The organism is Rhodococcus sp. 5G237 (genome assembly GCF_053764735.1).
Genome location: NZ_JBSNCD010000013.1, coordinates 1 through 24,028, shown reverse-complemented (window position 1 = coordinate 24,028; position 24,028 = coordinate 1). Strand labels below are relative to the sequence as shown.

Genomic DNA, 24,028 nt, shown 5'->3' with positions numbered 1-24,028 from the left:
AGTGACGATCAGCGGGCAGTGACGATCAGTACGGCCGACGAGATCGCGAGCACCACGACCGTGGCGGAGACCGAGACGTTGCGCCACCAGAAATAGGGCGCGCGACCCGCGACCAGACCGCGCACCCGCGCGCGGTGACCGATCCGGGAGGCGAGCAGCACCGCGAGCACGGGCACGAGGCAGATCAGGCCGATCGTCGCGACCACGGCACCCGGGCCGGGCACGAACCGCATGAATCCGAGCACCACCGCACCGAGCACCGAGGCGGTGCGCAGCCACGCCAGACTCGTCCGTTCGGGCTGCAGACCTGCGTCGCCGTGCCGCAGATCGTCCCCGCTCACGATGCCGCTCGTCTCACCGGGCGATCGCGACGGCGAGCACGACCCCCGAGACCCCCAGGGCCAGGGCGAGGAAGTAGGCCACCCACGGCACCGGGAGTGCGCGTCCGGTGCGCATCGCGTGCTCGACGCGGTGCCAGCGGATCAGCGCGAACACCGTGAGCACGGCGGCGAATCCGAGCAACGCACACGCCAGCACTGTGCGGAGCCCCTCCGACACGATGCCGCCCGCGAAGGTCTCCAGCGCGACCGCCGCGGCGATGACGCCGAGCGCGGTCCGCACCCACGCGAGGAAGGTGCGCTCGTTGGCCAGCGTGAAACGAGGGTCCGGGTCCGTACCGTCACGCAGCGCCTTCGGGCGCCAGCCTCCGCTGGTCTCCACGGAGCGGACTCTATCCCGGACCGATCAGCCCACGACGAGATCGGACCCGCGCGCCGCCACGGGACGGGTCTTCAGCGGCCGCTTCGCAGGTCCTTCGACCGGGGCGCCGTCGAGGTCGTACCGGCTGCCGTGGCACGGGCAGATGATGCGCTCACCCTCGACACCGCTGAGATTGCAGCCCTGATGGGTGCAGATCGCGATGAACGCGCGGAAGTCGCCCTCTGCGGGCTGAGTGACGACGAGCCTCTTCGATTCGAGCATGACACCTCCGCCGACCGGCACGTCCGCGACGGCGGCGACGACCTCCGCGTCGGGTCCGGGAGGCGCCGTCGTGGTCGGTGCGGGCACCGCCGATCGCGCCTCGCCGGTGTCGCCGGACGATCCGCAGGCCGTGAGGGCCGCGCCGGCCGCCACCACACCGGCGCCGCCGATGAGAGTGCGGCGTGTGAGCGCCGTGCGGTCGAGATTGTCGCTGCTCATGCACATGTCCGTTCGGGTCGGGATTCGGTTCTCCCGAGCCTATCGACGAACGTCCGGGCGGGCCGCGACCTGCGTCACCCGCGGCTCGGTCAGCGACGCAACGAGGCGAGCAACGGAAGACGGCGTCGGCGACGACCGAGTTCGACGAGGGTCTCGCGATCGGTGATCTTGACGCGGGGCCGGCCCTGGGCTCGTCCGGCCTGCCGCTCGGCGGCGTCGATGGTCTTCCAGCCGTGCAGGTCCACTCGATCGGGCCTGCGCTGTGTGAGCAACCGGTTCAGCGCCCGGCGGTCTCCGCGGGGAGCCGCGAGTGCACCGGAGTCGAAGTCGGCCAGCAGCGCCGCGACGGTCTCCTTCGCGCATCCCTTGTTGGTGCCGATGACGCCGCTCGGCCCGCGCTTGGCCCACCCGGTGACGTAGACGCCGGCGCCCACACGACCGCCGGTGTTGGGAACGACCCCGCGGACCTCGTCGAAGGGCACACCCGGAAGCGGAACGCCGCGATAGCCGATCGACCGGAGTACGAGCGTGGCGGGTGAGTCCTCGAACCGGCCGGTGGGGCGGGCGGTGAGGCGGCCACCGTCGTCGACGAGTTCGGTGCGTTCGATCCGCACGCCGGTCACGTGGTCGTCGCCGAGCAGTTCACTCGGCGCGGCGAGGTACCGGAAGACGATGCGGCGGTGCCCGGGGCGGACGGGCCGTCCGGCGTACTCACGGGCGAGACGGACACGCAGCGCGGTCGCCGCGTCCTCCTCCACGGCCCGGGCACTCACCGGATCGAGTTCGAGGTCGGCGTCGTCGACGACGACGTCCACCCCGGTGAGGTCGCCGAGTGCGAGGAACTCCGGATTGCTGTACGCGGCCTGCGCCGGGCCGCGCCGGCCGAGCAGGACGACCTCGCGGATGTTGCTCTCCCGCAGCGCCTTCAAAGCGTGGTCGGCGATGTCGGTGCGCGCCAGTTCGTCGACGTCCATGGTGAGGATCCGCGCGACGTCGAGGGCGACGTTGCCGTTGCCGACGATGACGGCGCGTTCGCCGGACAGATCGAAGGTGCGGTCGGCGTAATCGGGGTGGCCGTTGTACCAGGCGACGAACTCGGTGGCGGCGTGGCTGCCGGGCAGGTCCTCGCCCGCGATCCCGAGTCGGCGGTCGGACGACGCACCGGTCGCATAGATCACGGCGTGGTGATGCTCGAGCAGTTCGGCGTGAGTGATGTCGCGTCCGATCTCGGTGGCGAGGTGCAGGGCGAACTCCTCGCGCCGGAACGACCATTCGAACGATTCCGTGACCGCCTTGGTCCCCGGATGATCGGGGGCGACACCGGCGCGCACGAGGCCGAAGGGAGTCGGGAGCCGGTCGAACATCTCGACCTCGACGTCGGACCGTTCGAGCAGTTCCTGGGCGGCGTAGCAGGCCGCGGGGCCGGCGCCGACGATGGCGACCCGCAGCGTTCCGCGATCGCGCGGAGGCGCCGGAACAGGCACGAGGGGCTGCCACCCCTCCGGCGCCGGGTGGTCCTCGTACCAGGCCGCGTTGATCTCGGCGAACCGCTTCTGGGAGGGATCGAGCTTGTCGTCGGGCAGGATCGCCTCGACCGGGCACGCGTCGGCGCAGGCGCCGCAGTCGATGCAGGTCTTCGGATCGATGTGCAGCATCTCGGCGGTGGCGAACTCGGGCTCGTCCGGCGAGGGGTGGATGCAGTTCACGGGGCAGACCGCGACGCAGCTCGCGTCGTTGCAGCAGGTCTGGGTGATCACATAGGCCATGGGAAGAGTCCTCGGCAGCCGGGCGGAGCGTCCGCGATTTTCATGTAACGATCCGTAACAGTTAATTCGACTGTAGCGGCTGCCACCGCGGGTTCGCAAGAGAACCTGCGACCCACCCGCCGAAGCTGCGAGAATCGCACGATCGGACATCCGAACCGGGGGGATACATGGCCACGTCGACGCCGAGCACCGACCTGCCTCGGACACGACCGCTGACGGAACTGCCCGAGGAAGCGGATCCCTTCTCCACCGAGCGCACCGTCCGCACCGGCGACGTCGACACCGGCAGGCGACTGCGACTCGACGGCATCGCCCGCTATCTCCAGGACATCGGCACCGACAACCTCGCCGCCGTCGGCGCGTCCGAGACCGACCCGCTCTGGATCGTCCGGCGCACGATCGTCGACGTGCACCGCCCCGCCGAGTACGGCCGCACGCTCCGGCTGCGACGCTGGTGCGACGCCCTGTCGACACGGTGGGCGAACGTGCGGGTCCGCCTCGACGATCCCGACGACGCTCCGGACGGTCCGCTGATCGAGACCGCGGCGTTCTGGATCGACATCGGCCCCACCACCGGCGCCCCCACCCGGATCAGCGACGGCCTGTTCGAGCACATGGCCCGCTACGCGCACGACACGCGCCTGAAGTGGACGGCGTGGCTGCCCGGTCGCGCACCCGACGAGGTCGACGACGAACGGGTCTTCCCTCTGCGCGCCACCGATCTCGACCCGTTCGGGCACGTCAACAATGCCGTCTACTGGCACGGCCTCGAGGAACTCCTGCCCCTCCGACCGGACGTCCCGGACGCGCCGTACCGGGCGGTGATCGAACACCTGCGCCCCGTCTCCGCCGGTGAGACCCTCACACTGCGGACGACCTTGCGAGAGGACGGACTGACGGTCTGGTTCACGGTCGAGGATCACACTCGCGCGGTCGCGTGGATCGGCCGGGAACCGGACGCTCTACGGTGGACCCCATGACCCGTACCCTGATCTTGCTGCGCCACGGCAAGTCCGCGTACCCGGACGACGTGGACGATCACGAGCGTCCCCTCTCTCCCCGCGGACGCCGCGAGGCCGGACTCGCCGGTCGCTGGATCCGGGCGAACCTGCCCGAGGTGGACGCCGTTCTGTGCTCCACCACGACCCGGACGCGCAAGACACTCGCCGAGGCGGCGGTCGAGGCTCCCGTCGAGTACCGCGACAGCCTGTACCACGCCGATCCGGAATCCCTGGTCGCCGAGATCCGGGGAACGGCCGACGACGTGCAGACCCTGCTCGTCGTCGGGCACGAGCCGACCCTCTCCGCGACCGTCCTCGGGCTCATCACGGATCACAGCACCGACGCTGCCCATCAGGTGGCCGAGAAGTTCCCCACCTCCGCGATCGCGGTCCTCACGGTGAGCGGATCCTGGTCCGAACTGTCGCGAGGCACGGCCGAACTCGTGGACTTCCACATCCCACGCTGACCCACCCCGAGCGCAACCGCCGCGGCACCTCTCAGTATGACATTCTCCTGCATGAGAATGACCTTTCCAAATCATCAGGAGATGCCGTGACCGATGTCGAACGACTCGCCGCGACCGTCGAACAGCTGACCGAACGTGTCCGCCTGCTCGAGGACCGGATCGAGATCATGCAGCTCGTCGCCCAGTACGGACCCGCCGTCGACAGCGGTTCCGGCGACGCCGCTGCCGCGCTGTGGACCGAGGACGGACTCTTCGACGCCGTCCCCCAACGACGGATGGAGGGTCGCGCCGAGATCGCCGCCATGGTGCACGGACCCGGCCACGGCAGCCTGATCGAGAACGGATGCGGGCACGTTCTGACGGTTCCGCACATCGAGATCGACGGCGACGAGGCGACCGGCAGAAGCTACGCGCTCAACATCCGGTGGGACGCCGAGAACGACCTCTTCCGGGTCGCGCGAGTCTCCGCCAACACCTGGCGCTGGGTCCGCACCCCCGAGGGATGGCGGACCGCCGAACGCATCAATGCCAACCTCGACGGCACCCCCGCCCACCGGGAGATGCTCGCACCGAAGCAATGACGGCCCCCCACACATGACGAAGGCCCCGCCCCCGAAGAGAAGAGGGCGGGACCTTCGTCGTCTACTACGGCAGCGAACTACCGGTAGTCGTTGGAGTAACCGTAGTCATCCAGCGGCACTGCAGCGCCGGTGTTCTGGCCGAAGCCGTCCGGCGAGTAGTACTGGTCGTCGTACGCCGGGATGGCGTACGCGGCCGCGCGGGCCTCCTCGGTCGGCTGGACCTCGATGTTCCGGTACTTGTTGATACCGGTACCGGCGGGGATCAGCTTGCCGATGATCACGTTCTCCTTGAGACCGATCAGCTTGTCCGAGCGGCAGTTGATCGCCGCGTCGGTGAGCACGCGAGTGGTCTCCTGGAAGGACGCCGCCGACAGCCACGAGTCGGTGGCCAGCGACGCCTTCGTGATGCCCATGAGGACCGGACGGCCGGCAGCCGGCTCGCCACCCTCCTGGACCACACGACGGTTCGCAGCCTCGAACTCGCTGCGCTCGACGAGCGAACCGGGCAGGAACTCCGTCGAGCCCGAGTCGATGATCGTCACGCGACGCAGCATCTGGCGCACGATGACCTCGATGTGCTTGTCGTGGATCGACACGCCCTGGCTCCGGTAGACCTCCTGGACCTCGTGGACCAGGTGGACCTGAACCTGACGCGGGCCCATCACGCGCAGCACCTCGTGCGGATCGGCAGAGCCCTCGAGGAGCTGCTGACCGACCTCCACGTGGTCGCCGTCCGCGAGCACGCCCTCGGTGCCGTCGGCCTTGCGGATGACGTGCAGACGCTGACGCTTGGACAGCTTGTCGTACACGACCTCCTCGCCACCGTCGTCGGGGATGATCGTGATCTTGTAGAAACGATCGTCGTCCTCGAGACGGATGCGGCCGGAGACGTCGGCGATCGGGGCCTTGCCCTTGGGGACGCGGGCCTCGAACAGCTCCTGGACGCGGGGCAGACCACCGGTGATGTCCTCACCGACGCCACCCTGGTGGAAGGTACGCATCGTCAGCTGCGTACCGGGCTCACCGATCGACTGGGCGGCGACGATACCGACGGCCTCGCCGATGTCGACGAGCTTGCCCGTCGCCATCGAGCGGCCGTAGCAGGTCGCGCACACGCCGGTGCCGGTGTCGCAGGTCAGGACCGAGCGGACCTTGACCTTCTGGATACCGGCCTCGAGCAGCGCCTCGATCGCCGGGTCGCCCAGGTCGGAACCACGCTCGACGACGACGTTGCCGTTCGCGTCGACCGCGTCCGTCGCCAGCGTACGGGCGTAGGTGCTGGTCTCGATGTGAGCGTCGCGCACGAGCTCACCGGTCGGCTGACCGGTCGCGTCGCGTGCGAGCTCGGCGATGGTCATCTCGATGCCGCGCGGCGTGCCGCAGTCGACCTCGCGGACGATGACGTCCTGCGAGACGTCGACCAGACGACGGGTCAGGTAACCCGAGTCGGCGGTACGGAGAGCGGTGTCGGCCAGACCCTTACGCGCGCCGTGCGTGTTGATGAAGTACTCGGCGACGGTCAGGCCCTCACGGAAGGAGGACTTGATCGGGCGCGGGATGAACTCGCCCTTCGGGTTCGTCACCAGACCCTTCATGCCCGCGAGCGATCGGATCTGGGTCATGTTGCCCGCAGCACCGGACTTGACGATCGTGGGGATCGGGTTGTCGTCCGGGTAGTGCGCCTCCATGACCTGACCGACCTCTTCGGTCGCTTCCTGCCACAGCTTGACGAGCGAATCGCGACGCTCGTCCTCCGAGAGCTTTCCTCGGTCGTACTGCCGCTGGATGGCGTCGGCCTGCGTCTCGTACCGCTCGAGGATGTCCTTCTTCTCCGGCGGAACGAGCACGTCCGCCATCGAGATGGTGACACCCGAACGCGTGGCCCAGTAGAAGCCGGCGTCCTTGAGCTTGTCGACGGTCTGCGCGACGACGATCATCGGGTACCGCTCGGCCAGGTCGTTGATGATCGCGGCCTGGCGCTTCTTCGGCATGATGTCGTTGACGAACGCGTAGTTCGCCGGCAGCAGCTCGTTGAACAGCACGCGACCGAGAGTGGTCTGCGTGGTCCACGGCTGACCGAACTTCCAGCCCTCCGGGAACAGCTCGTTCTCGACGTCGCGCGGCGGACGCAGCTGGGTCAGGCGCACCTTGATCGGAGCCTGAACCGACAGCACGCCGCGGTCGACCGCCATCTGGGCCTCGGCCGGCGACGAGTAGACGCCCTGCTCGGGCTCGTCGGCGGTCGCGGCCTTGTAGGCGCCGGGGGCGTCCTCGACCAGACGGGTCAGGTGGAACAGACCCGTCACCATGTCCAGACGCGGCATGGCGAGCGGGCGGCCCGATGCCGGCGACAGGATGTTGTTCGACGACAGCATCAGGATGCGGGCCTCGGCCTGCGCCTCCGCGGACAGCGGGAGGTGCACGGCCATCTGGTCGCCGTCGAAGTCGGCGTTGAAGGCCTCACACACGAGGGGGTGCAGCTGGATGGCCTTGCCCTCGACGAGCTGCGGCTCGAACGCCTGGATACCGAGGCGGTGCAGCGTGGGAGCACGGTTCAGCAGAACCGGGTGCTCGTTGATGACCTCTTCGAGGACGTCCCACACCTGCGGGCGCTGACGCTCGACCATGCGCTTGGCGGACTTGATGTTCTGCGCGTGGTTGAGGTCGACGAGACGCTTCATCACGAACGGCTTGAACAGCTCGAGCGCCATGAGCTTCGGCAGACCGCACTGGTGCAGCTTGAGCTGCGGACCGACGACGATGACCGAACGGCCCGAGTAGTCGACGCGCTTACCGAGCAGGTTCTGACGGAAGCGACCCTGCTTGCCCTTGAGCAGATCGGACAGCGACTTGAGCGGACGGTTACCGGGACCGGTGACCGGCCGACCACGACGGCCGTTGTCGAACAGGGCGTCGACCGACTCCTGCAGCATCCGCTTCTCGTTGTTGACGATGATCTCGGGGGCACCGAGGTCGATCAGTCGCTTGAGGCGGTTGTTGCGGTTGATGACGCGGCGGTACAGGTCGTTGAGGTCGGAGGTCGCGAAGCGGCCACCGTCGAGCTGCACCATCGGACGCAGTTCCGGCGGGATCACCGGCACGGCGTCGAGCACCATGCCCATGGGCGAGTTGCCGGACTGCTGGAACGCCGCCACGACCTTCAGGCGCTTGAGAGCACGGAGCTTCTTCTGGCCCTTGCCGCTGCGGATGGTCTCGCGCAGCGACTCGGCCTCGGCGTCGATGTCGAAGTTCTCGATGAGCTTCTGGATCGCCTCGGCACCCATGGCACCGGTGAAGTACTCGCCGTAGCGGTCCTGGAGCTCGCGGTAGATCATCTCGTCGACGATCAGATCCTTCGGCTTCAGCTTCGTGAAGGTCGTCCAGATCTCGTCGAGACGGTCGAGCTCGCGCTGCGCACGGTCGCGGAGCTGACGCATCTCGCGCTCGCCGCCGTCCTTGACCTTGCGGCGGACGTCGGACTTGGCGCCCTCGGCCTCGAGTTCGGCGAGGTCGGCTTCGAGCTTCTGCGCACGGGCCTCGAGGTCGGCGTCGCGCTGGTCGGCGACCGACTTCTTCTCGACCTCCATCTCGGCTTCGAGAGTGGAGAGCTCGTTGTGGCGCAGCTCGTCGTCGACCGACGTGATGACGTACGCGGCGAAGTAGATGATCTTCTCGAGATCCTTCGGCGCGAGGTCGAGCAGGTAGCCGAGACGGCTCGGCACACCCTTGAAGTACCAGATGTGCGTCACCGGAGCGGCGAGCTCGATGTGGCCCATGCGCTCACGGCGGACCTTGGCGCGGGTCACCTCGACGCCGCAGCGCTCGCAGATGATGCCCTTGAAGCGGACACGCTTGTACTTGCCGCAGTAGCACTCCCAGTCCCGGGTGGGACCGAAGATCTTCTCGCAGAACAAGCCGTCCTTCTCGGGCTTGAGCGTGCGGTAGTTGATGGTCTCGGGCTTCTTGACCTCGCCGTACGACCAGTTACGGATGTCCTCGGCGGTGGCCAGGCCGATCCGGAGTTCATCGAAGAAGTTGACGTCGAGCACGTAACTTCCTTTCCCCTGTGCGGGTTGTATTGCTGCTAGTTGTCGCTATCGCTGCCGGGGCCCGACGCGGTACGCGCCCGGTGGTGTCGGGGTGCGTACCGCATCGGCTCGGCTCCTAGTTCGCGAGGTCGTCGACCGTGGCCGACTCGTTGCGGGAAAGGTTGATGCCCAGGTTGGCGGCCGCCCGCTCGAGGTCCTCGTCGTCGCCGTCGGCCATCGCGATGGCCGCGCCGTCGCTGGAGAGGACCTCCACGTTCAGGCACAGCGACTGGAGTTCCTTGAGGAGCACCTTGAACGACTCGGGGATACCCGGCTCGGGGATGTTCTCGCCCTTGACGATCGCCTCGTAGACCTTGACGCGACCGACCACGTCGTCGGACTTGATCGTGAGCAGCTCCTGGAGGGTGTAGGCGGCGCCGTAGGCCTGCATCGCCCAGCACTCCATCTCACCGAAGCGCTGACCACCGAACTGCGCCTTACCACCGAGCGGCTGCTGCGTGATCATCGAGTACGGACCGGTCGAACGCGCGTGGATCTTGTCGTCGACCAGGTGGTGCAGCTTGATGATGTACATGTAGCCGACCGACACCGGGTACGGGAACGGCTCGCCGGAGCGACCGTCGAACAGCGTCGCCTTGCCGTCGGGGCCGACCATGACCTCGCCGTCGCGGTTCGGCAGCGTCGAGGACAGCAGACCCGTCAGCTCCTCCTCGCGGGCACCGTCGAACACCGGCGTGGCGATGTTGGTGTCGGGCTCGGCGGCGAGCATCTCCTCGGAGAGGTTCTGTGCCCACTCGGGACGGCTGCCGTCGTCGGCCACCTGGATCTGCCAGCCGGCCTTGCCGATCCAGCCCAGGTGCGTCTCGAGGACCTGGCCGATGTTCATACGACGCGGAACACCGTGGGTGTTCAGGATGATGTCGACCGGGGTGCCGTCGGGCAGGAACGGCATGTCCTCCTGCGGGAGGATCTTGCCGATGACGCCCTTGTTGCCGTGGCGGCCGGCGAGCTTGTCGCCGTCCTGGATCTTGCGCTTCTGCGCCACGTACACGCGGACGAGCTCGTTGACACCCGGAGGCAGATCGTCGTCGTCCTCGCGCGAGAACACGCGAACACCGATGACCTTGCCGTTCTCACCGTGGGGCACCTTCAGCGAGGTGTCGCGGACCTCGCGCGCCTTCTCACCGAAGATCGCGCGGAGCAGGCGCTCCTCGGGGGTCAGCTCGGTCTCGCCCTTCGGCGTGACCTTGCCGACGAGGATGTCGCCGTCGCGGACCTCGGCACCGATGCGGACGATGCCACGCTCGTCGAGGTCGGCGAGGACCTCGTCGGAGACGTTCGGGATGTCGCGGGTGATCTCCTCGGCACCGAGCTTGGTGTCGCGGGCGTCGATCTCGTGCTCCTCGATGTGGATCGAGGTGAGCACGTCCTCCTCCACGAGGCGCTGCGACAGGATGATCGCGTCCTCGTAGTTGTGGCCCTCCCACGGCATGATCGCCACGAGCAGGTTCTTGCCGAGCGCCATCTCACCGTTCTCGGTGCAGGGGCCGTCGGCGAGGACCTGGCCGGACTCGACGCGCTGTCCCTCGTCCACGATCGGACGCTGGTTCGAGCAGGTGCCCTGGTTCGAACGGTCGAACTTGCGCAGACGGTAGGTCTTGCGGGTTCCGTCGTCGGCCATGACGGTGATGAAGTCGGCGGAGACCTCTTCGATCACGCCGCTCTTCTCGGTGACGATGACGTCGCCGGCGTCGACGGCGGCACGCAGCTCCATGCCGGTACCGACGATCGGCGACTCGCTACGCACCAGCGGGACGGCCTGACGCTGCATGTTCGCGCCCATGAGGGCACGGTTGGCGTCGTCGTGCTCGAGGAACGGGATCATCGCGGTCGCGACCGACACCATCTGGCGCGGCGAGACGTCCATGTACTCGACCTGGTCGGCGCCGACGTACTCGATCTCCGCGCCCTTCTTACGGACGAGGACACGCTCGTCCGAGAAGCGGTTGTCGGAACCGATCGGCGAGTTGGCCTGCGCGATGAGGTAGCGGTCCTCCTCGTCGGCCGTGAGGTACTCGACCTCGTCGGTGACGACACCGTCGACGACCTTGCGGTAGGGCGTCTCGATGAAGCCGAACGGGTTGACCCGCGCGTACACCGACAGCGAACCGATCAGGCCGATGTTCGGGCCTTCCGGGGTCTCGATCGGGCACATGCGGCCGTAGTGCGACGGGTGGACGTCGCGGACCTCGAGGCCGGCGCGCTCACGCGACAGACCGCCGGGGCCCAGCGCCGACAGACGACGCTTGTGCGTCAGGCCCGACAGCGGGTTGTTCTGGTCCATGAACTGCGACAGCTGGGAGGTTCCGAAGAACTCCTTGATCGCGGCCACGACCGGACGGATGTTGATCAGGGTCTGCGGCGTGATCGCCTCGACGTCCTGGGTGGTCATGCGCTCACGGACCACGCGCTCCATGCGGGACAGGCCCACGCGGATCTGGTTCTGGATGAGCTCACCGACCGTGCGCAGACGACGGTTGCCGAAGTGGTCGATGTCGTCGACCTCGACGGGAACCTCGACGCCGCCGGGGACGGTCATCTTGTTCTCGCCCGCGTGCAGACGCACGAGGTACTCGATCGTGGCGACGATGTCTTCCTCGGTGAGGGTGGACGCCTCGATCGGCTGACCCGTGTTCAGGCCGAGCTTCTTGTTGATCTTGTAACGACCCACGCGCGCCAGGTCGTAGCGCTTGTCCTTGAAGAAGAGGTTCTCCAGCAGGGTCTGCGCGCTCTCCTTGGTCGGCGGCTCGCCCGGACGGAGCTTGCGGTAGATGTCGAGGAGCGCCTCGTCGGTGCCCGCCGTGTTGTCCTTCTCGAGCGTCGACATCATGATCTCGGAGAACCCGAAACGCTCGACGATCTGCTCGGTGGACCATCCCAGCGCCTTGAGCAGCACGGTGACCGGCTGACGGCGCTTGCGGTCGATACGCACACCGACGGTGTCGCGCTTGTCGACGTCGAACTCGAGCCAGGCACCGCGGCCCGGGATGACCTTGACGCTGTGCAGGTCCTTCTCGGTGCTCTTGTCGACATTCTTGTCGAAGTACACGCCCGGCGAACGGACGAGCTGAGACACCACGACACGCTCGGTGCCGTTGATGATGAAGGTGCCCTTGTCGGTCATCATCGGGAAATCACCCATGAAGACCGTCTGGCTCTTGATCTCGCCGGTGTTGTTGTTGATGAACTCGGCAGTGACGAACAGCGGAGCCGCGTACGTCATGTCCTTGTCCTTGCACTCCTCGACGGAGGCCTTGACCTCGTCGAAACGAGGATCGGAGAAGGACAGGGACATCGAACCCGAGAAATCCTCGATCGGCGAGAGCTCGTCGAGGATCTCCTCCAGGCCACCGACGACGTGACCGTCGCCGCGCTCGGCAGCCTTCGCGCGCCAGCGCTCCGAGCCGATCAACCATTCGAAGGAATCGGTCTGTAGATCGAGGAGCCCGGGAACTTCGAGGGGTTCGCGAATCTTCGCGAACGACACCCTCGTCGGGGCTCCGGGGATTCCGGCTACTGCCTTGGTCTGGCTAGAGACTGCCAAGATGCGTCCTTCCAGCACCTCACGCGGGCCGCTCCAACCGGTGCGACCGCCGCTGTACCTGCTTCTTCATGTGGGGCGTTTTCGCTGGTCGCAACCCGAACGAGAACCCCACCGACGCACCGAAACGGTCTCGCCCGAAAGGGCGAATTCCGACTCGACGATCAGAAGGTGAACAGGAGGCAGCCAGCGCAAAGAACTAACCTACACCTGAGTAGGCGAAATGTCCACAGGGGTGCCTCAAAGAAACCTGGCAAACGACCTCGAGCGGCTCACGAGGAAGCCTTCAGTCGAACAGGCGTACCGATAGAGTGACCCCTCGCGTCGCCTGCGTCAAGACTGCGAGTCCGGAACGATCTGCGCGTCGCGGCCGCGGACGCTCCCGGTGAGGGGGCGATCCGCAGCCGTCGTCACCGGTCGCGGATCTCCGAGACCAGCCATCGTCCGTCCGACTTCTCCATCCTTACCAGCAGCGGTGCGGCCGCGCTCCCCTGGGCGATCCCGTCGCCGGTGGCGCTGACGTTGATGTAGGCGGCGACCTCGGCGCGGGTGTCGTCGAGCATCGTCGCGCCGATGTGCTCGACCATCACCTCGGTGACCGTGCGGGTGTCGACCGCGGCCTTCTTGGTGACGTCCGCGGTCGAGTCGAACTCCTCGAGCCGCTCCGGGGTCAGCAACTCCCGGATCCGGCCGAAGTCCTCGTCGATGGTGCGGTAGTCGTAGCCGTGCATGGTCTCGATCGCGACCTTCGCGGCCTCGGTGACCTCGCGCGTCTCAGCGGTATCGACCCACGCGACGTTCGAGACCTCGGCGCCGGGACGGAAGGCGGCGACCGCGGCGATCACCGCGAGCACCACCGCCACCGCACCGACGACGATCACCGGGCGCCATCCACCGGAGGCGCGCGACCCGCCGTCGTCACCGGCGGGAGGCTCGGGCGGATCCACCGGCTCGGCCGGAGACTCCGTCGGGTGCTCTGCGGGAGTTCCGTCGCCGGCCGCCGGGGCCGGCTTCTCCTGCTTCTCGTCCTGCTTGTCGAGCGTCACCTCGGAGGGTCGCGACTGCGACTGCTCGGCAGAAGTTTCCTCGGCAGGCTTTTCCCCTGCCCGGGTCGGGCGTTCGTCCCCTGCCCGGGTCGGGCGTTCGTCCTCTGCCCGGGTCGGGCGTTCGTCCTCTGCCGGGGTCATCCGAGGCGGTCGGGACGTGCCGGCGACCTTCGGCCGACGGCGCGGGGGCCCACTGGGGCCGGTCTTCCGTCGCTGCGGGGGCACTACACGTTCTCCTTCGTCGACTTGCCGAACATCACGGACCCGCCTCGCCCTCGGGCGCGGGCGCCCCGGTATCTCCCGGCGCGGGCGCCCCGGTATCTCCCGGCTCGGGCGCCCCGGAATCTCCCGGCTCGGGCGCCCCGGAATCTCCGGGCGCGGGCTGCGCGCCGGGATCGGAGGCCGGCGCACCGGGGACCGGTCCCGACTCCATCTCGACGGAGGCGAGCGGTTCGATGGTCTCGGCCTTCCACACGTCGCCGTCCTTGCGCAGCGACACGAGCACCGGGACCTTGTTGGTCACGAAGTACTCGGGGGTCTGGGTGCGCACGGCCAGGACGACGAGCGCCTTGCCCAGATCGTCGTCGGTGTTGAGTTCGGTGAGCGTTCCGAACAGCACCTCGGCCGACATGCTGGTGCCGGTCTCCGCGACCCGGGCCCGGATGTCCTCCTCGGTCGCCGCGAGATCGTTGCGCAGGGCGTCGCCGGTGATCGACGATCGCATGTTCTCGATCGACAGGTCGACGTCGTTCGCGTCGACGCTGTTCAGGTTGACGGCCGCCTGCATGGCTCCCGAGAGCGCGGCGTCGCGCGCCTCGGCAGCCGAGCGGTCCACCAGGAGCGCACGCCCCCAGCCGTAGCCGAACCACACCGCCGCCGCGAGGGCGACGACGGCGAGCACCGAGACGACGGCGAGGGCCGCCCTGCGTGCCCCGCCCGGTCCCCGACCGTCCGCGGACGAGTTGCCGTCTGCGGAGGGAGGTGGGGTGGGCGGAGCGTCGGAGGAAATTGGTGCACTCACTCCACAAACCTACTAACTGCTCACTTCGGGGTGACTCCGAGCAACGGCGCGAGCTGCGTTGCGATCGGATTCAGGTTGAGCTTGTCGGGGTCCTTCTTCGGCTTGAAATCCCAGGGCTGGATCGTGTTCGGATCGGCGAAGACGATGCGGTTCGCGCTGCGCACGCCGGTGACACTGCCCTGCGGCACCTCGCACGAGGCGTTCGTGTTGAACGGGAAGTCCTGCTGGGTCTCGTCGAAGTTCGGATCCTGCGCGCGCATCTGCGCGAGGATCTCCTGCGTCCCCTCGTACCCGATGGTGCACGAAGGCGGATTGTTGGTCTCGAGCACGATGCCCTGACGCACCGCGCCGTCGCCCGGAGCGACCGTACTCGCACTGCCCGCGACGGCGGGAAGGAAGGCCAGCAGCGGCTGCAGAGCGATCGACTGCGGGGCTGCCGCTTCCGCCACCGCCGCGAGATTGGCGAGATCGGTGGTCAGGCCCGGGCCGGAGCCCTCGATCAGCTGGGAGAGCTGGTCGCTCGCATCGGTGCCGGTGTCGATCAGGCGCCGCAGATCGGGGTCGCTGTCGCGAAGCTGCGCGGTCACCAGATCCAGATCCGAGCTGAACTGCTGGATCGCCGACGACTGGTCGGACTGCGTGTCGAGCACCGTGAGGCTGTCGCGGATGAGCGTGACGGTCTGCGGCAGGTATTCGGTGCCCTTCTCGCTGAGACCGGCGAGCGCGTCGACGAGCACCTGCAGGTCGTCGCCGCGGCCGTCGAAGGCCGCGCCGAGCTCGGTGACGACGGTGCGCAGCGGCTCGAGCGGAACCGAGTACACGAGGTCGTTCGTGCTCAACAGCAGGTCTTCGACCGGCGTGGGCAGATCGTCCTCGGTGCCCTCGATGACGGAGCCCTGTTCGAGATAGGGACCCTCGTCGTTCGGTGGCTGCAGATCGACGTACTGCTCACCGATCGCCGACCGGTTCGCCACGACCGGTCGCGCCGACGCCGGGATCTGCGGGCCACCGTTGTCGAGGCGCAACTCGACATTGATGCCGTCGTCCGTGAGGGTCATCGGCCCGACGCGGCCCACCGGCACACCGCGGTAGGTGACCTCGGCGTTCGGGAAGATGCCGCCGCCGGTGGGGAACCGCGCGTCGACGGTGTACTGGCCGAAGCCCATGAGGTTGTCGAGCCGCACATACCGGGCACCGACGAACACGATGCCGAGCAGCGCGATGACCACGAACAGCGCGAGCTGCACTTTCACAAGGCGCGATCTCACTGCCCACCCCCGAGTCCGAGCTGATTCAGCAAACCTTCCAGCGGCCCCGGCGGCGGGGCATCGTCGCCCTCGGTGCCGGTGCCGGTGCCGGTGTCCGTGTCCGTGTCCGCGCCGGCCTCGGTGACCCCCGGGATCTCGATGCCGTCGGGCAGCGACACCCCTTCGGGCAGCGTCACCCCTTCGGGCAGGGTCACACCGGGCAGACGCGGAGTGGGAAGCACCGGCAGCAACGACACGGTGGGCCAGCCCGGGGCAGGTCCGTTCCCGTCGTAGTACGGGTTGGACGGGTCGACGAGCGGCTTCGGATTGCCGAACTTCGGCTGGCGGTAGACCGGGTCGCCCTGACCCACACCGAGCGCGGCCAGCGCGTTGCCGATCTGCAGGTCGACGACGAGGAAGAGGTTCACCGAGTTGCCCAGCGCGACCTTTTCGACACCGTCCGGGAACGGCACCGTGGGCACGAAGGCGAGCGCCTCGACGAGGTCGTCGCCCGACGCCGCGAGTGCCTGGAGGGTCGGGCGCAGCGCCAGGAGGTCGGCGATCAGATCCTCCTTGGACTGATCGAGGACGTCGACACCTGCGGTGCCGAGCCGGTCGAGCTGGCCGAGCAGCTGCGTCAGCTGCGGCCGCTGCTGCTCGAGCACCTCGGTTGCGACCGGCAGTTCGTCGAGCACGGCGGCGATCTTGTCGTTCTGCTCCGCGACCCGCACCGTGAGCTCGTCGAGTCCGTCGAGCGCCCGGGTGATGTCGTCGCGTTGCTGTTCGAGACCGGTGATCAGGGTCTCGGCCTGCTCGATGAGGCTGCGCGTGGTTCCCTCGCGGCCGTCGAAGGCCGTCGACAACTCGCTGACGATCGGCGCGAGCTGGCCGACACCGCCACCGTTGAGCAGCAGCGACAGCGCGCCGAGCACCGGTTCGAGTTCGGTGGCGTGCCGGGTGCGGTCGAGCGGGATCACGTCGCCGTCGGCGAGCCGACCAGTCGGGGGCTCGTCCTCCGGAGGCGTGAGCTGCACGAACTTCTCACCGAGCAGACTCGACTGTTCGACGCTCGCGAGCGCGTTCGCCGGCAGGTCGACACTCGAGTCGAGCACGATGCCGACGTCGGCGGTCCATCCGAAATCGGATGCGACCGAAATCGATTCGACGCGCCCGACCGGCACACCGTCGACCTTCACGCTCGACTGCGGAACCAGGTCGAGCACGTCGTCGAACTGGATGGACAGACGGATCGGATCGCTACCCACATCGGCGCCGCCGGGCAACGGGACGTCGGACAGACCTCCGCACCCCGTGACCGTCACCGCGACCACGCACGCGGCCGCTCCGAAGACACCTGTGCGGCCCATCCTCTTCGCGCCGCTCACCGATCTCCTCCCTGGAGGTCGAGCCGGGGCGAGACCACGCCGGGCACCGTGCCCGGAGTGACCTGCCGCTGGATGTTCTCGCCGCTCAGGACACCGAACGGCAGGATCAGATCCGGGGACCGCTGGTCCTCGGTGATCTGCGTGGCGACATCGCGGCACCGGTCGATCAGCGGCTGCATCTGCCGGCCGAGCTGCTCGAAACGCTCGTCGCCGGGCACGAGATTGCCGAGATCGATGAGCTTGCACACTGCTCCCGCAGGATCCTGCAGGTCGGGCAGCACGAGCCGCGATGCAAGCACACCCGCTTCGGCGTCGTACGAGTTGACGAGGTTGCTCACCGCGAGCGGGAGCAGCGTCAGCGAATCCACGAGTTCCTGCCGGCGGTTCGCCAGCGTCTCCGTGATCGGCACGAGTGCGTCGACGTTGTCCTTCACCGCCGCCTGGTTGTCGCGCACGAACGTCGCGACGTCGCCGAGCGTGACCGACAGCGTGTTCAGCGCCTCACCGAGGTTCTGCCGCTCCCCCGCCAGGAATCCCGACAGGTCCGACAGTTGCGCGTTGAACTGGCGCACCTGCTCGTCGTTGGCCGCGAGAGCACTGACGAACAGCTGCAGATTCTCGATCGTGCCGTAGAGGTCGTCGCGCGACTGGTCGAGCGTGCGCGCGGCGGCCGACAGGTTCTCGATGCTCTGCCCGAGGGCCTCACCGTTGCCGGCGAGGTTCTCCGCACCGACCTCGACGAAATCGGTCAGCGCGCCCTCGCGGTTCGCGCCGTCGGGACCGAGCGCGCGGGAGAGTTCGTCGATGCTCGCGTAGAGCTCGTCGACCTCCACCGGGGTGGCGGTGCGCTCGCGGTCGATCACCGCACCGCTGCTCATCGTGTCGCCACCGGTGTAGGCGGGGGTGAGCTGCACGTAACGATCGGCGACGACCGAGGGGGTGATCTGCACGGCGCGGGCGTCGGCAGGAATGTCGACGCCGCGGTTCACCCGCAGACCGACCTTGACCAGGTCGCCCTGCGGTTCGACGGAGGTAACCTTCCCCACCTCGACGCCGAGCACCCGCACGTCGGAACCCTCGTAGATGCCGACGGCCTTGTCGAAGTAGGCGGTGATCTCGGTGGTGCCCAGTCGGGTGAACAACCACCAGCCCACTCCGGCCAGGGCCACCGCGACCGCCACGACGGCCGCGATCAGCGCGATGCGCCCGCGATTGCTGCGGGACTCGCCGTTCTCGGCGTGTGCCATCAGTTGCCCCCTTCCAGGCGGCGACCGGGTTCGCGGTAACCGGGGATCTCCGGCAGGCCCGGCGGGGTCAGGTTCACGACGACCTGGTCGAACCACCGGCCGTTGCCGACGACGTTGGTGTAGACACGCACGAACGGCTCGTACAGCTCCATGGCCCGATCGAGGTTGTCGTTGTTCTCCTGGAGGACGTCGACGACGCCGCGCAACTGCTGCAGGGCGGGACCGATGGTCTCGCGGTTCTCCTCGACGAGCCCGGAGAGCTCCGCCGACAACCGCTTGGTGCCGTCGAGCAACTGGGAGATCGCCTCCTGCCGGTTGTTCAGTTCCGCGACGAGCAGCGCACCGTCGGAGAGCAACCGGTTGAACTCGGCGTTGCGGTCGGCGAGCACCTTCGATACGTTGCCGGTCGCGTCGAGGAGTTTCTTCAGCTCCTGGTCACGACTCGCGACGGTCTCGGACAGGCGACTGATGCCGTCGAGCGAGGCCCGGATGTCGTCGGGTGTCTCCGAGAAAGCCTCCGACAGGGTCTGGAAGCCGGTCGCGAGCTGCTCGGAATCGATCTCGCCGAGGGTCGTGGCCGCAGACGAGAACGCCTCGATCACGTCGTACGGCGCGACCGTCCGGTCGAGCGGGATCCGGTCGTCCGGGTCGAGCACCTCCGTACCCCGCGGCTCGAGTGCCAGATACTTCTGCCCGAGGATCGTCTTGATCTGGATGGAGGCCGCCGTGTCGTTCCCGACCCAGGCGTCCTGGACCTTGAACGAGACGATCACGCGATCGCCATCGAGGTCGACCCCGGTGACCTTGCCGACCTTCACGCCGGCGATACGCACCTCGTTGGTGGGTTTGAGACCTGCGGCCTCGCTGAACTCGGCCTTGTAGGTCGCGCCCGCCCCGATGATGGGCAGTTCGTCGAGGAAGAAGGCGGACAGTGTCCCCAGCAGCACCACGACGATGCCCAGGGCACCGGCGGCGGCCGGACTGCGACGTTTGCTCATCGTCCCTGCAACTCCTGCATCCCCTCCTGCGAGCAACGCTTCGCCGCATTCGTGTAGATGGGTTGGTTCACGGTGGGCAGCCCCGTCGGCAGATTCAGATACGGGACCGAACCGGGACCTGCGACGATGTCGATACCGCACAGGTAGAACTGGAACCACGAACCGTAGCTGGCCACGCGCCCGAGCTTGTCGAGCTTGACCGGCAACGTCTCGAGGACGCGGTCGACCTCGTCGCGGTTCGCGTTGAGATTCGAGGTGACCTGTTCGAGCGCTGTGATCGACTGCGCGATCGACGGGCGGGTGGGCTCGAGGACGTCGGAGACCGCGTCGGTCAGCCCCGCCATCGACGCCACCGCCGAACCGACGGTCGCCCGGTCGGCCGACAACCCGCTGACGAGTGCCTGCGTGTTGACCAGCAGCGAATCGAGCTGCTCGTCGCGCTGGTCGATCGTGGCCAGGACGGTGTTGAGGTTGTCGATCACCGCACCGATCACGCGATCCTTGTCGGCGATGGTGTTGGTCAGCGACGCGGTGCTGCGCACCAGATCGTCGATCGTTCCGGCCTCCCCCTGGAAGACCTGGATGATCTGGAACGAGAGCTTGTTGACGTCGTCGGCGCTCAGCGTCTGGAACAACGGCCGGAAGCCGTCGAAGAGCGTCGTGAGATTCACCGCCGGCTTCGTGCGCTCGATCGGGATCGTGTCGCCACCCGTGATCTTCTCGCCCTGGGCGCCCTCACCCTGACCGAGCGCGATGTAGCGCTGGCCGACGAGATTGCGGAACCGGATGGTCGCGGTGGCACCGGCCGGGAGCCAGTCGCGTTCCTCGAGCGAGAAGGTGACCCGCGCCTGCCGTTCGTCGAAGACGGAGATCTCCTCGACCTGCCCCACGCGGACACCCGCGATACGGATGTCGTCGCCCTTGTTGAGCGAGGTGACGTCGGAGAAGATCGCGTGGAACTTCGTTCCTCCCCCACCGCCGACACTGGCGATGGTCGCGGCGAGGACACCCGTCGCGATGACGGTGACCACGGCGAACACGATGAGTTTGATCAGGGGTGCTGCCAGACCTCTCACTGGAAGCTCACCTCCGTACCGCGGATCGCCGGAGCGCCGAGCCGGGTGGTCCAGGACGGGACCTCCTCGGGGTCGACACCGGTGGCCTGTCCGTAGATCACATCGAGCGTGTCCTGTTCCAGACGCGAGCCGGCGTACGAGACGGGAGTCGCGCCGCCGTCCGAGGTGCCGATGATCTCACCGACGTCGTCGGGGACGCCGGATCCTGCCGGGGCAGGGAAGAAATCGATGGTCTCGGGACCGGGATTACGCGACGGCACCTGATACGAACCGTCGTTGACCGAACCGCCCGGATACTGCGGGAAGTTGCGGCCGGGCGCGGTCACGTCGCCGTAGCAGGCCGGTCCGCGATCGTCGAGCAGACGCGGCTCGTCCTGGTTCGGCAGGTAGCGGCCCTTCGGGTTGGTGAACTGGATGTTCGCGCGCACACCCGGGAACGGATCGTCGGCCGCGAGCAGGTCGACGGCGGCCGGCTTCGCGTCGGCGAATCCCTCGAAGGTGCACGGGAAGGACGGCGAGTAACGGGCGAGCAGCTGCAGCGCCTCCTTCGAATCGGCGGACAGCGTGATGATCGAGTTCGAGTTCTGCTCGATGAAATCGGCCGTCTGCGACGACGCTCCCGTCGCGCTCGCGAGCAGCGTGCGGATCTGGTTCTGCTGTTCGACGACCGTGCCACCCGTCGTGCGCAGATTGTTCAGCGCCTCGACGAGATCCGGTGCGGCCTCGGAGTAGGTCTGCGAGAAGTCGGCGAGTCCGCGCAGATCCTCCTGCAGCGTGGGCAGTTCGACGTTCACCTCGCGGAAGATCTGTTCGAGGTCGTCGACCGTCTGCCCCAGCTTCTCGCCACGTCCGCTCAGCCCCTGGGCCAGGGCGCCGAGCGTGTTGGCGAGGTCCTGCGGCGGGACGGCCTCGAGGAGCGGGAGCAGCCCGTCGAGCACGTCGCCGAGTTCGACGGTGCGCTCGCTCGTGTCCTGCACCAGCACATCGCCGTTCGTGACGGGACGGCCCGGATCGTCGGGGATGATCAGCGAGACGTAGCGCTCACCGAAGAGGGTCTTCGGCAGCAGCTGTGCGGTGGCGTTGACCGGGATCAGTTCGGCCTTGTCGGGGTCGAGAGCGAGATGCGCGGTGACATCGCCGCCGTCCGCGCTCGTTCCGCGGACCTCGCCGACGAGCACACCGCGTGCCTTGACGTCGGCGTTGAGCGGCAGGGCGTTGCCGATGCTGTCGGTGCGGAGGTCGACCTTCACGACCTTCGTGAACGTCTTGTTGTACATCGCGATCGTGACGTACAGGAACAGCGCCAGCACCACGAAGAAGATCAGTCCCAGGGTGCGGCGACGCAAGGGCGAAGTGGTCGTGTCGCTCATCCGGCCACCCTCACCGTGGTCGTCGTGCCCCAGATCGCGAGGCTGAGGAAGAAGTCGAGGATCGCGATCGTCACGATCGCGGTACGCACCGCGCGGCCCACGGCCACCCCGACGCCGGCGGGACCGCCGCTGGCGTGGAAACCGTAGTAGCAGTGGATGAGGATGACCACGAACGCGAAGACCAGCACTTTCGCGAACGAATACAACACGTCCTCCGGTGGGAGGAACAGATAGAAGTAGTGATCGTACGAGCCGCTCGACTGGCCGTTGAACAGCGTGCTGATCGTGCGGGTCGCGAGATAGGCCGCGAGGAGACCGATGATGTACAGCGGGATCACGGCGACGAAGCCGGCGATCATCCGGGAGGTCACCAGGAACGGCAGCGACGGCACGGCCATCACCTCGAGGGCGTCGATCTCCTCGCTGATCCTCATGGCACCGAGCTGTGCTGTGAAGCCACAACCCACGGTCGCCGACAACGCGAGCGCCGCGACGATCGGGGCCAGTTCACGGGTGTTGACGTAGGCCGAGAGGAAGCCGGTGAGCACCGACGAGCCGAGCTGCTCGAGCGCGGCGTAACCCTGCAGACCCACGACGACGCCGGTGAAGCCGGACATCATCGCGATGACGCCGATGGTGCCACCGATCACGGCGAGTGCACCGCTGCCGAAGGTGACCTCGGCGAGCAACCGCAGGACTTCCTTGCGGTAGTGGGTGAGGGTTCGCGGGGTCCACGCGACGGCACGCGCGTAGAAGGACATCTGGTCCCCCGCGCGGTCGAGCACGTTCAGCGGTGCGCGCACCGCTCGGCGACCCCGGAGAAGAACGAGATCTCCGCGGCCTCTGGAGACTGTCATCTGGTCAGGATCCCTTCGCAGGAACGATCTGCAGGTACACCATCGTCAGGATCAGGTTCGCGAAGAAGAGCAGCAGGAACGTGATGACGACGGTCTGGTTCACGGCCTCCCCCACACCCTTCGGGCCCGCACCGGGGTGCAGCCCCTTGTAGGACGCGACGACACCGGCGATCAACCCGAAGATCGCAGCCTTGAGTTCGGCGACGTAGAGGTCGGGTAGCTGCGCGAGGGCGGAGAAGGAGGCGAGGTAGGCGCCGGGGGTACCGCCCTGCAGCACCACGTTGAAGAAGTAGCCGCCGGCGATGCCGATCACGGAGACGAGACCGTTGAGCAGGAGCGCGACGAGCACCATCGCCAGTACTCGCGGGACGACGAGGCGCTGGATGGGATTGATGCCCAGCACTTCCATCGCGTCGATCTCCTCGCGGATCGTCCGCGATCCGAGGTCGGCGGTGACCGCGGAACCGGCGGCACCGGCGATCAGCAGGGCCGTCACGATCGGACTGCCCTGCTGGATGACCGCCAGGACGCTCGCGGCGCCGGTGAACGATTCGGCGCCGAGCTGCTTGATCAGCGAGCCGGTCTGCAGCGACACGACGGCGCCGAACGGGATCGCGACGAGCGCCGTCGGAAGAATCGTGACGCTCGCGATGAACCACGCCTGTTCGATGAATTCCCGGAACTGGAACGGTCGGCGGAAGGTGTTCCGCACGACGTCGACGAACAGTTCGACGATGTTGCCGGCCTGGGTGAGTGCGCCGTGAACCGGCCGCACGAGCGAGCTGCCCGCCCCCATCTAGTCTCCTACTTCTCCAGCCTGCGGCTGTACCACTACTGACGCTGTACCACTGCTGCGGCTGTTGTTACTGCTGAGCCTGCTGCTCGTATCCCTCTCCGGTGTAGGCGGGAATGATCTGGGTGTCGTCGTCGGCGTAGCCCCGGGCGGTGTGGGGAGCGCCGTTGTGATCGAGCGACTCGAGGATGGCGCTCTGGGCGGCCGGGGGCAGAGTGTGCAGGATCGAGCGCACCCGCTCCTGCCGACGCGCCACCGCCTGCCGCTCCGGCATCCCCGGCGTGGCCTGCATCTGCGGCACGATCCCCTCGACATCATCGACA

General features: G+C 67.7%; 19 protein-coding genes and 1 pseudogene. 3 read left to right on the top strand and 17 right to left on the bottom strand.

Translation table 11 applies throughout. The features are described 5' to 3' along the window. Positions 1-8: 8 nt before the first annotated feature. The 4 genes from ACWPOC_RS24530 to ACWPOC_RS24515 form a co-directional block, all read right to left on the bottom strand. Entirely contained in the window at positions 9-341 is a 333-nt protein-coding gene (locus ACWPOC_RS24530) for a DUF202 domain-containing protein (protein ID WP_120280011.1), read from the bottom strand. A gap of 13 nt (positions 342-354) precedes the next feature. After that, positions 355-720: a YidH family protein gene (locus ACWPOC_RS24525; protein WP_120280012.1), complete on the bottom strand. Its 366-nt coding sequence runs from the start codon at positions 718-720 to the stop codon at positions 355-357. A gap of 24 nt (positions 721-744) precedes the next feature. Next, complete coding sequence (locus ACWPOC_RS24520) at positions 745-1,200, bottom strand: Rieske (2Fe-2S) protein (protein WP_120280013.1); 456 nt, start codon at positions 1,198-1,200, stop codon at positions 745-747. Between the two features lie 89 nt (positions 1,201-1,289). After that, complete coding sequence (locus tag ACWPOC_RS24515; protein WP_120280014.1) at positions 1,290-2,966, bottom strand: FAD-dependent oxidoreductase; 1,677 nt, start codon at positions 2,964-2,966, stop codon at positions 1,290-1,292. A gap of 167 nt (positions 2,967-3,133) precedes the next feature. On the opposite strand from ACWPOC_RS24515, the gene ACWPOC_RS24510 reads away from it, so the two are divergent. From ACWPOC_RS24510 to ACWPOC_RS24500, 3 genes are all read left to right on the top strand, one after another. Then, positions 3,134-3,946, top strand: coding sequence for an acyl-[acyl-carrier-protein] thioesterase (locus ACWPOC_RS24510; RefSeq protein ID WP_455409457.1), 813 nt, complete (start codon positions 3,134-3,136; stop codon positions 3,944-3,946). After that, on the top strand, positions 3,943-4,434 hold the full coding sequence (locus ACWPOC_RS24505; protein ID WP_230791095.1) for a SixA phosphatase family protein: 492 nt from the start codon (positions 3,943-3,945) through the stop codon (positions 4,432-4,434). The genes ACWPOC_RS24510 and ACWPOC_RS24505 overlap by 4 nt, the downstream gene beginning before the upstream one ends. 86 nt (positions 4,435-4,520) lie before the next feature. Next, a complete protein-coding gene (locus tag ACWPOC_RS24500; protein WP_120280016.1) occupies positions 4,521-5,015 on the top strand; it encodes a nuclear transport factor 2 family protein in 495 nt (164 codons plus the stop codon). Positions 5,016-5,092: 77 nt separating this feature from the next. Here the strand turns inward: ACWPOC_RS24500 and ACWPOC_RS24495 are convergent, their stop codons facing one another. From ACWPOC_RS24495 to ACWPOC_RS24435, 13 genes and pseudogenes are all read right to left on the bottom strand, one after another. After that, positions 5,093-9,064 carry a DNA-directed RNA polymerase subunit beta' gene (locus ACWPOC_RS24495; RefSeq protein ID WP_120280017.1) on the bottom strand — a complete coding sequence of 1,324 codons (3,972 nt, stop codon included), beginning with the start codon at positions 9,062-9,064 and terminating at the stop codon, positions 5,093-5,095. A gap of 115 nt (positions 9,065-9,179) precedes the next feature. After that, positions 9,180-12,686, bottom strand: a complete 3,507-nt coding sequence (gene rpoB, locus ACWPOC_RS24490; RefSeq protein ID WP_120280018.1) for a DNA-directed RNA polymerase subunit beta — start codon at positions 12,684-12,686, stop codon at positions 9,180-9,182. Between the two features lie 389 nt (positions 12,687-13,075). After that, positions 13,076-13,711 carry a hypothetical protein gene (locus ACWPOC_RS24485; RefSeq protein WP_183070547.1) on the bottom strand — a complete coding sequence of 212 codons (636 nt, stop codon included), beginning with the start codon at positions 13,709-13,711 and terminating at the stop codon, positions 13,076-13,078. Between the two features lie 256 nt (positions 13,712-13,967). After that, a complete protein-coding gene (locus ACWPOC_RS24480; protein ID WP_455409462.1) occupies positions 13,968-14,612 on the bottom strand; it encodes a hypothetical protein in 645 nt (214 codons plus the stop codon). 140 nt (positions 14,613-14,752) lie between these two features. Further along, positions 14,753-16,000: an MCE family protein gene (locus ACWPOC_RS24475; protein ID WP_120280021.1), complete on the bottom strand. Its 1,248-nt coding sequence runs from the start codon at positions 15,998-16,000 to the stop codon at positions 14,753-14,755. Continuing rightward, the gene (locus ACWPOC_RS24470) at positions 15,997-17,346 is read right to left on the bottom strand and encodes an MCE family protein (RefSeq protein WP_159419159.1); all 1,350 of its coding nucleotides are present in this window, start codon (positions 17,344-17,346) and stop codon (positions 15,997-15,999) included. Before ACWPOC_RS24470 ends, ACWPOC_RS24475 begins: the two co-directional genes overlap by 4 nt. A gap of 14 nt (positions 17,347-17,360) precedes the next feature. Further along, entirely contained in the window at positions 17,361-18,611 is a 1,251-nt protein-coding gene (locus ACWPOC_RS24465; RefSeq protein WP_120280023.1) for an MCE family protein, read from the bottom strand. Further along, positions 18,611-19,609 carry an MCE family protein gene (locus ACWPOC_RS24460; protein ID WP_159417764.1) on the bottom strand — a complete coding sequence of 333 codons (999 nt, stop codon included), beginning with the start codon at positions 19,607-19,609 and terminating at the stop codon, positions 18,611-18,613. The genes ACWPOC_RS24465 and ACWPOC_RS24460 overlap by 1 nt, the downstream gene beginning before the upstream one ends. Beyond that, positions 19,606-20,685, bottom strand: a complete 1,080-nt coding sequence (locus ACWPOC_RS24455) for an MCE family protein (RefSeq protein ID WP_120280024.1) — start codon at positions 20,683-20,685, stop codon at positions 19,606-19,608. Before ACWPOC_RS24455 ends, ACWPOC_RS24460 begins: the two co-directional genes overlap by 4 nt. Continuing rightward, on the bottom strand, positions 20,682-22,055 hold the full coding sequence (locus ACWPOC_RS24450) for an MCE family protein (protein WP_159417763.1): 1,374 nt from the start codon (positions 22,053-22,055) through the stop codon (positions 20,682-20,684). The genes ACWPOC_RS24455 and ACWPOC_RS24450 overlap by 4 nt, the downstream gene beginning before the upstream one ends. Then, complete coding sequence (locus ACWPOC_RS24445; protein WP_024101684.1) at positions 22,052-22,912, bottom strand: MlaE family ABC transporter permease; 861 nt, start codon at positions 22,910-22,912, stop codon at positions 22,052-22,054. Before ACWPOC_RS24445 ends, ACWPOC_RS24450 begins: the two co-directional genes overlap by 4 nt. A 4-nt stretch (positions 22,913-22,916) precedes the next feature. Beyond that, a complete protein-coding gene (locus ACWPOC_RS24440) occupies positions 22,917-23,708 on the bottom strand; it encodes an MlaE family ABC transporter permease (protein ID WP_006552286.1) in 792 nt (263 codons plus the stop codon). Positions 23,709-23,775: 67 nt separating this feature from the next. Continuing rightward, positions 23,776-24,028, bottom strand: a pseudogene (locus ACWPOC_RS24435) (ABC transporter ATP-binding protein); the annotation flags it as partial.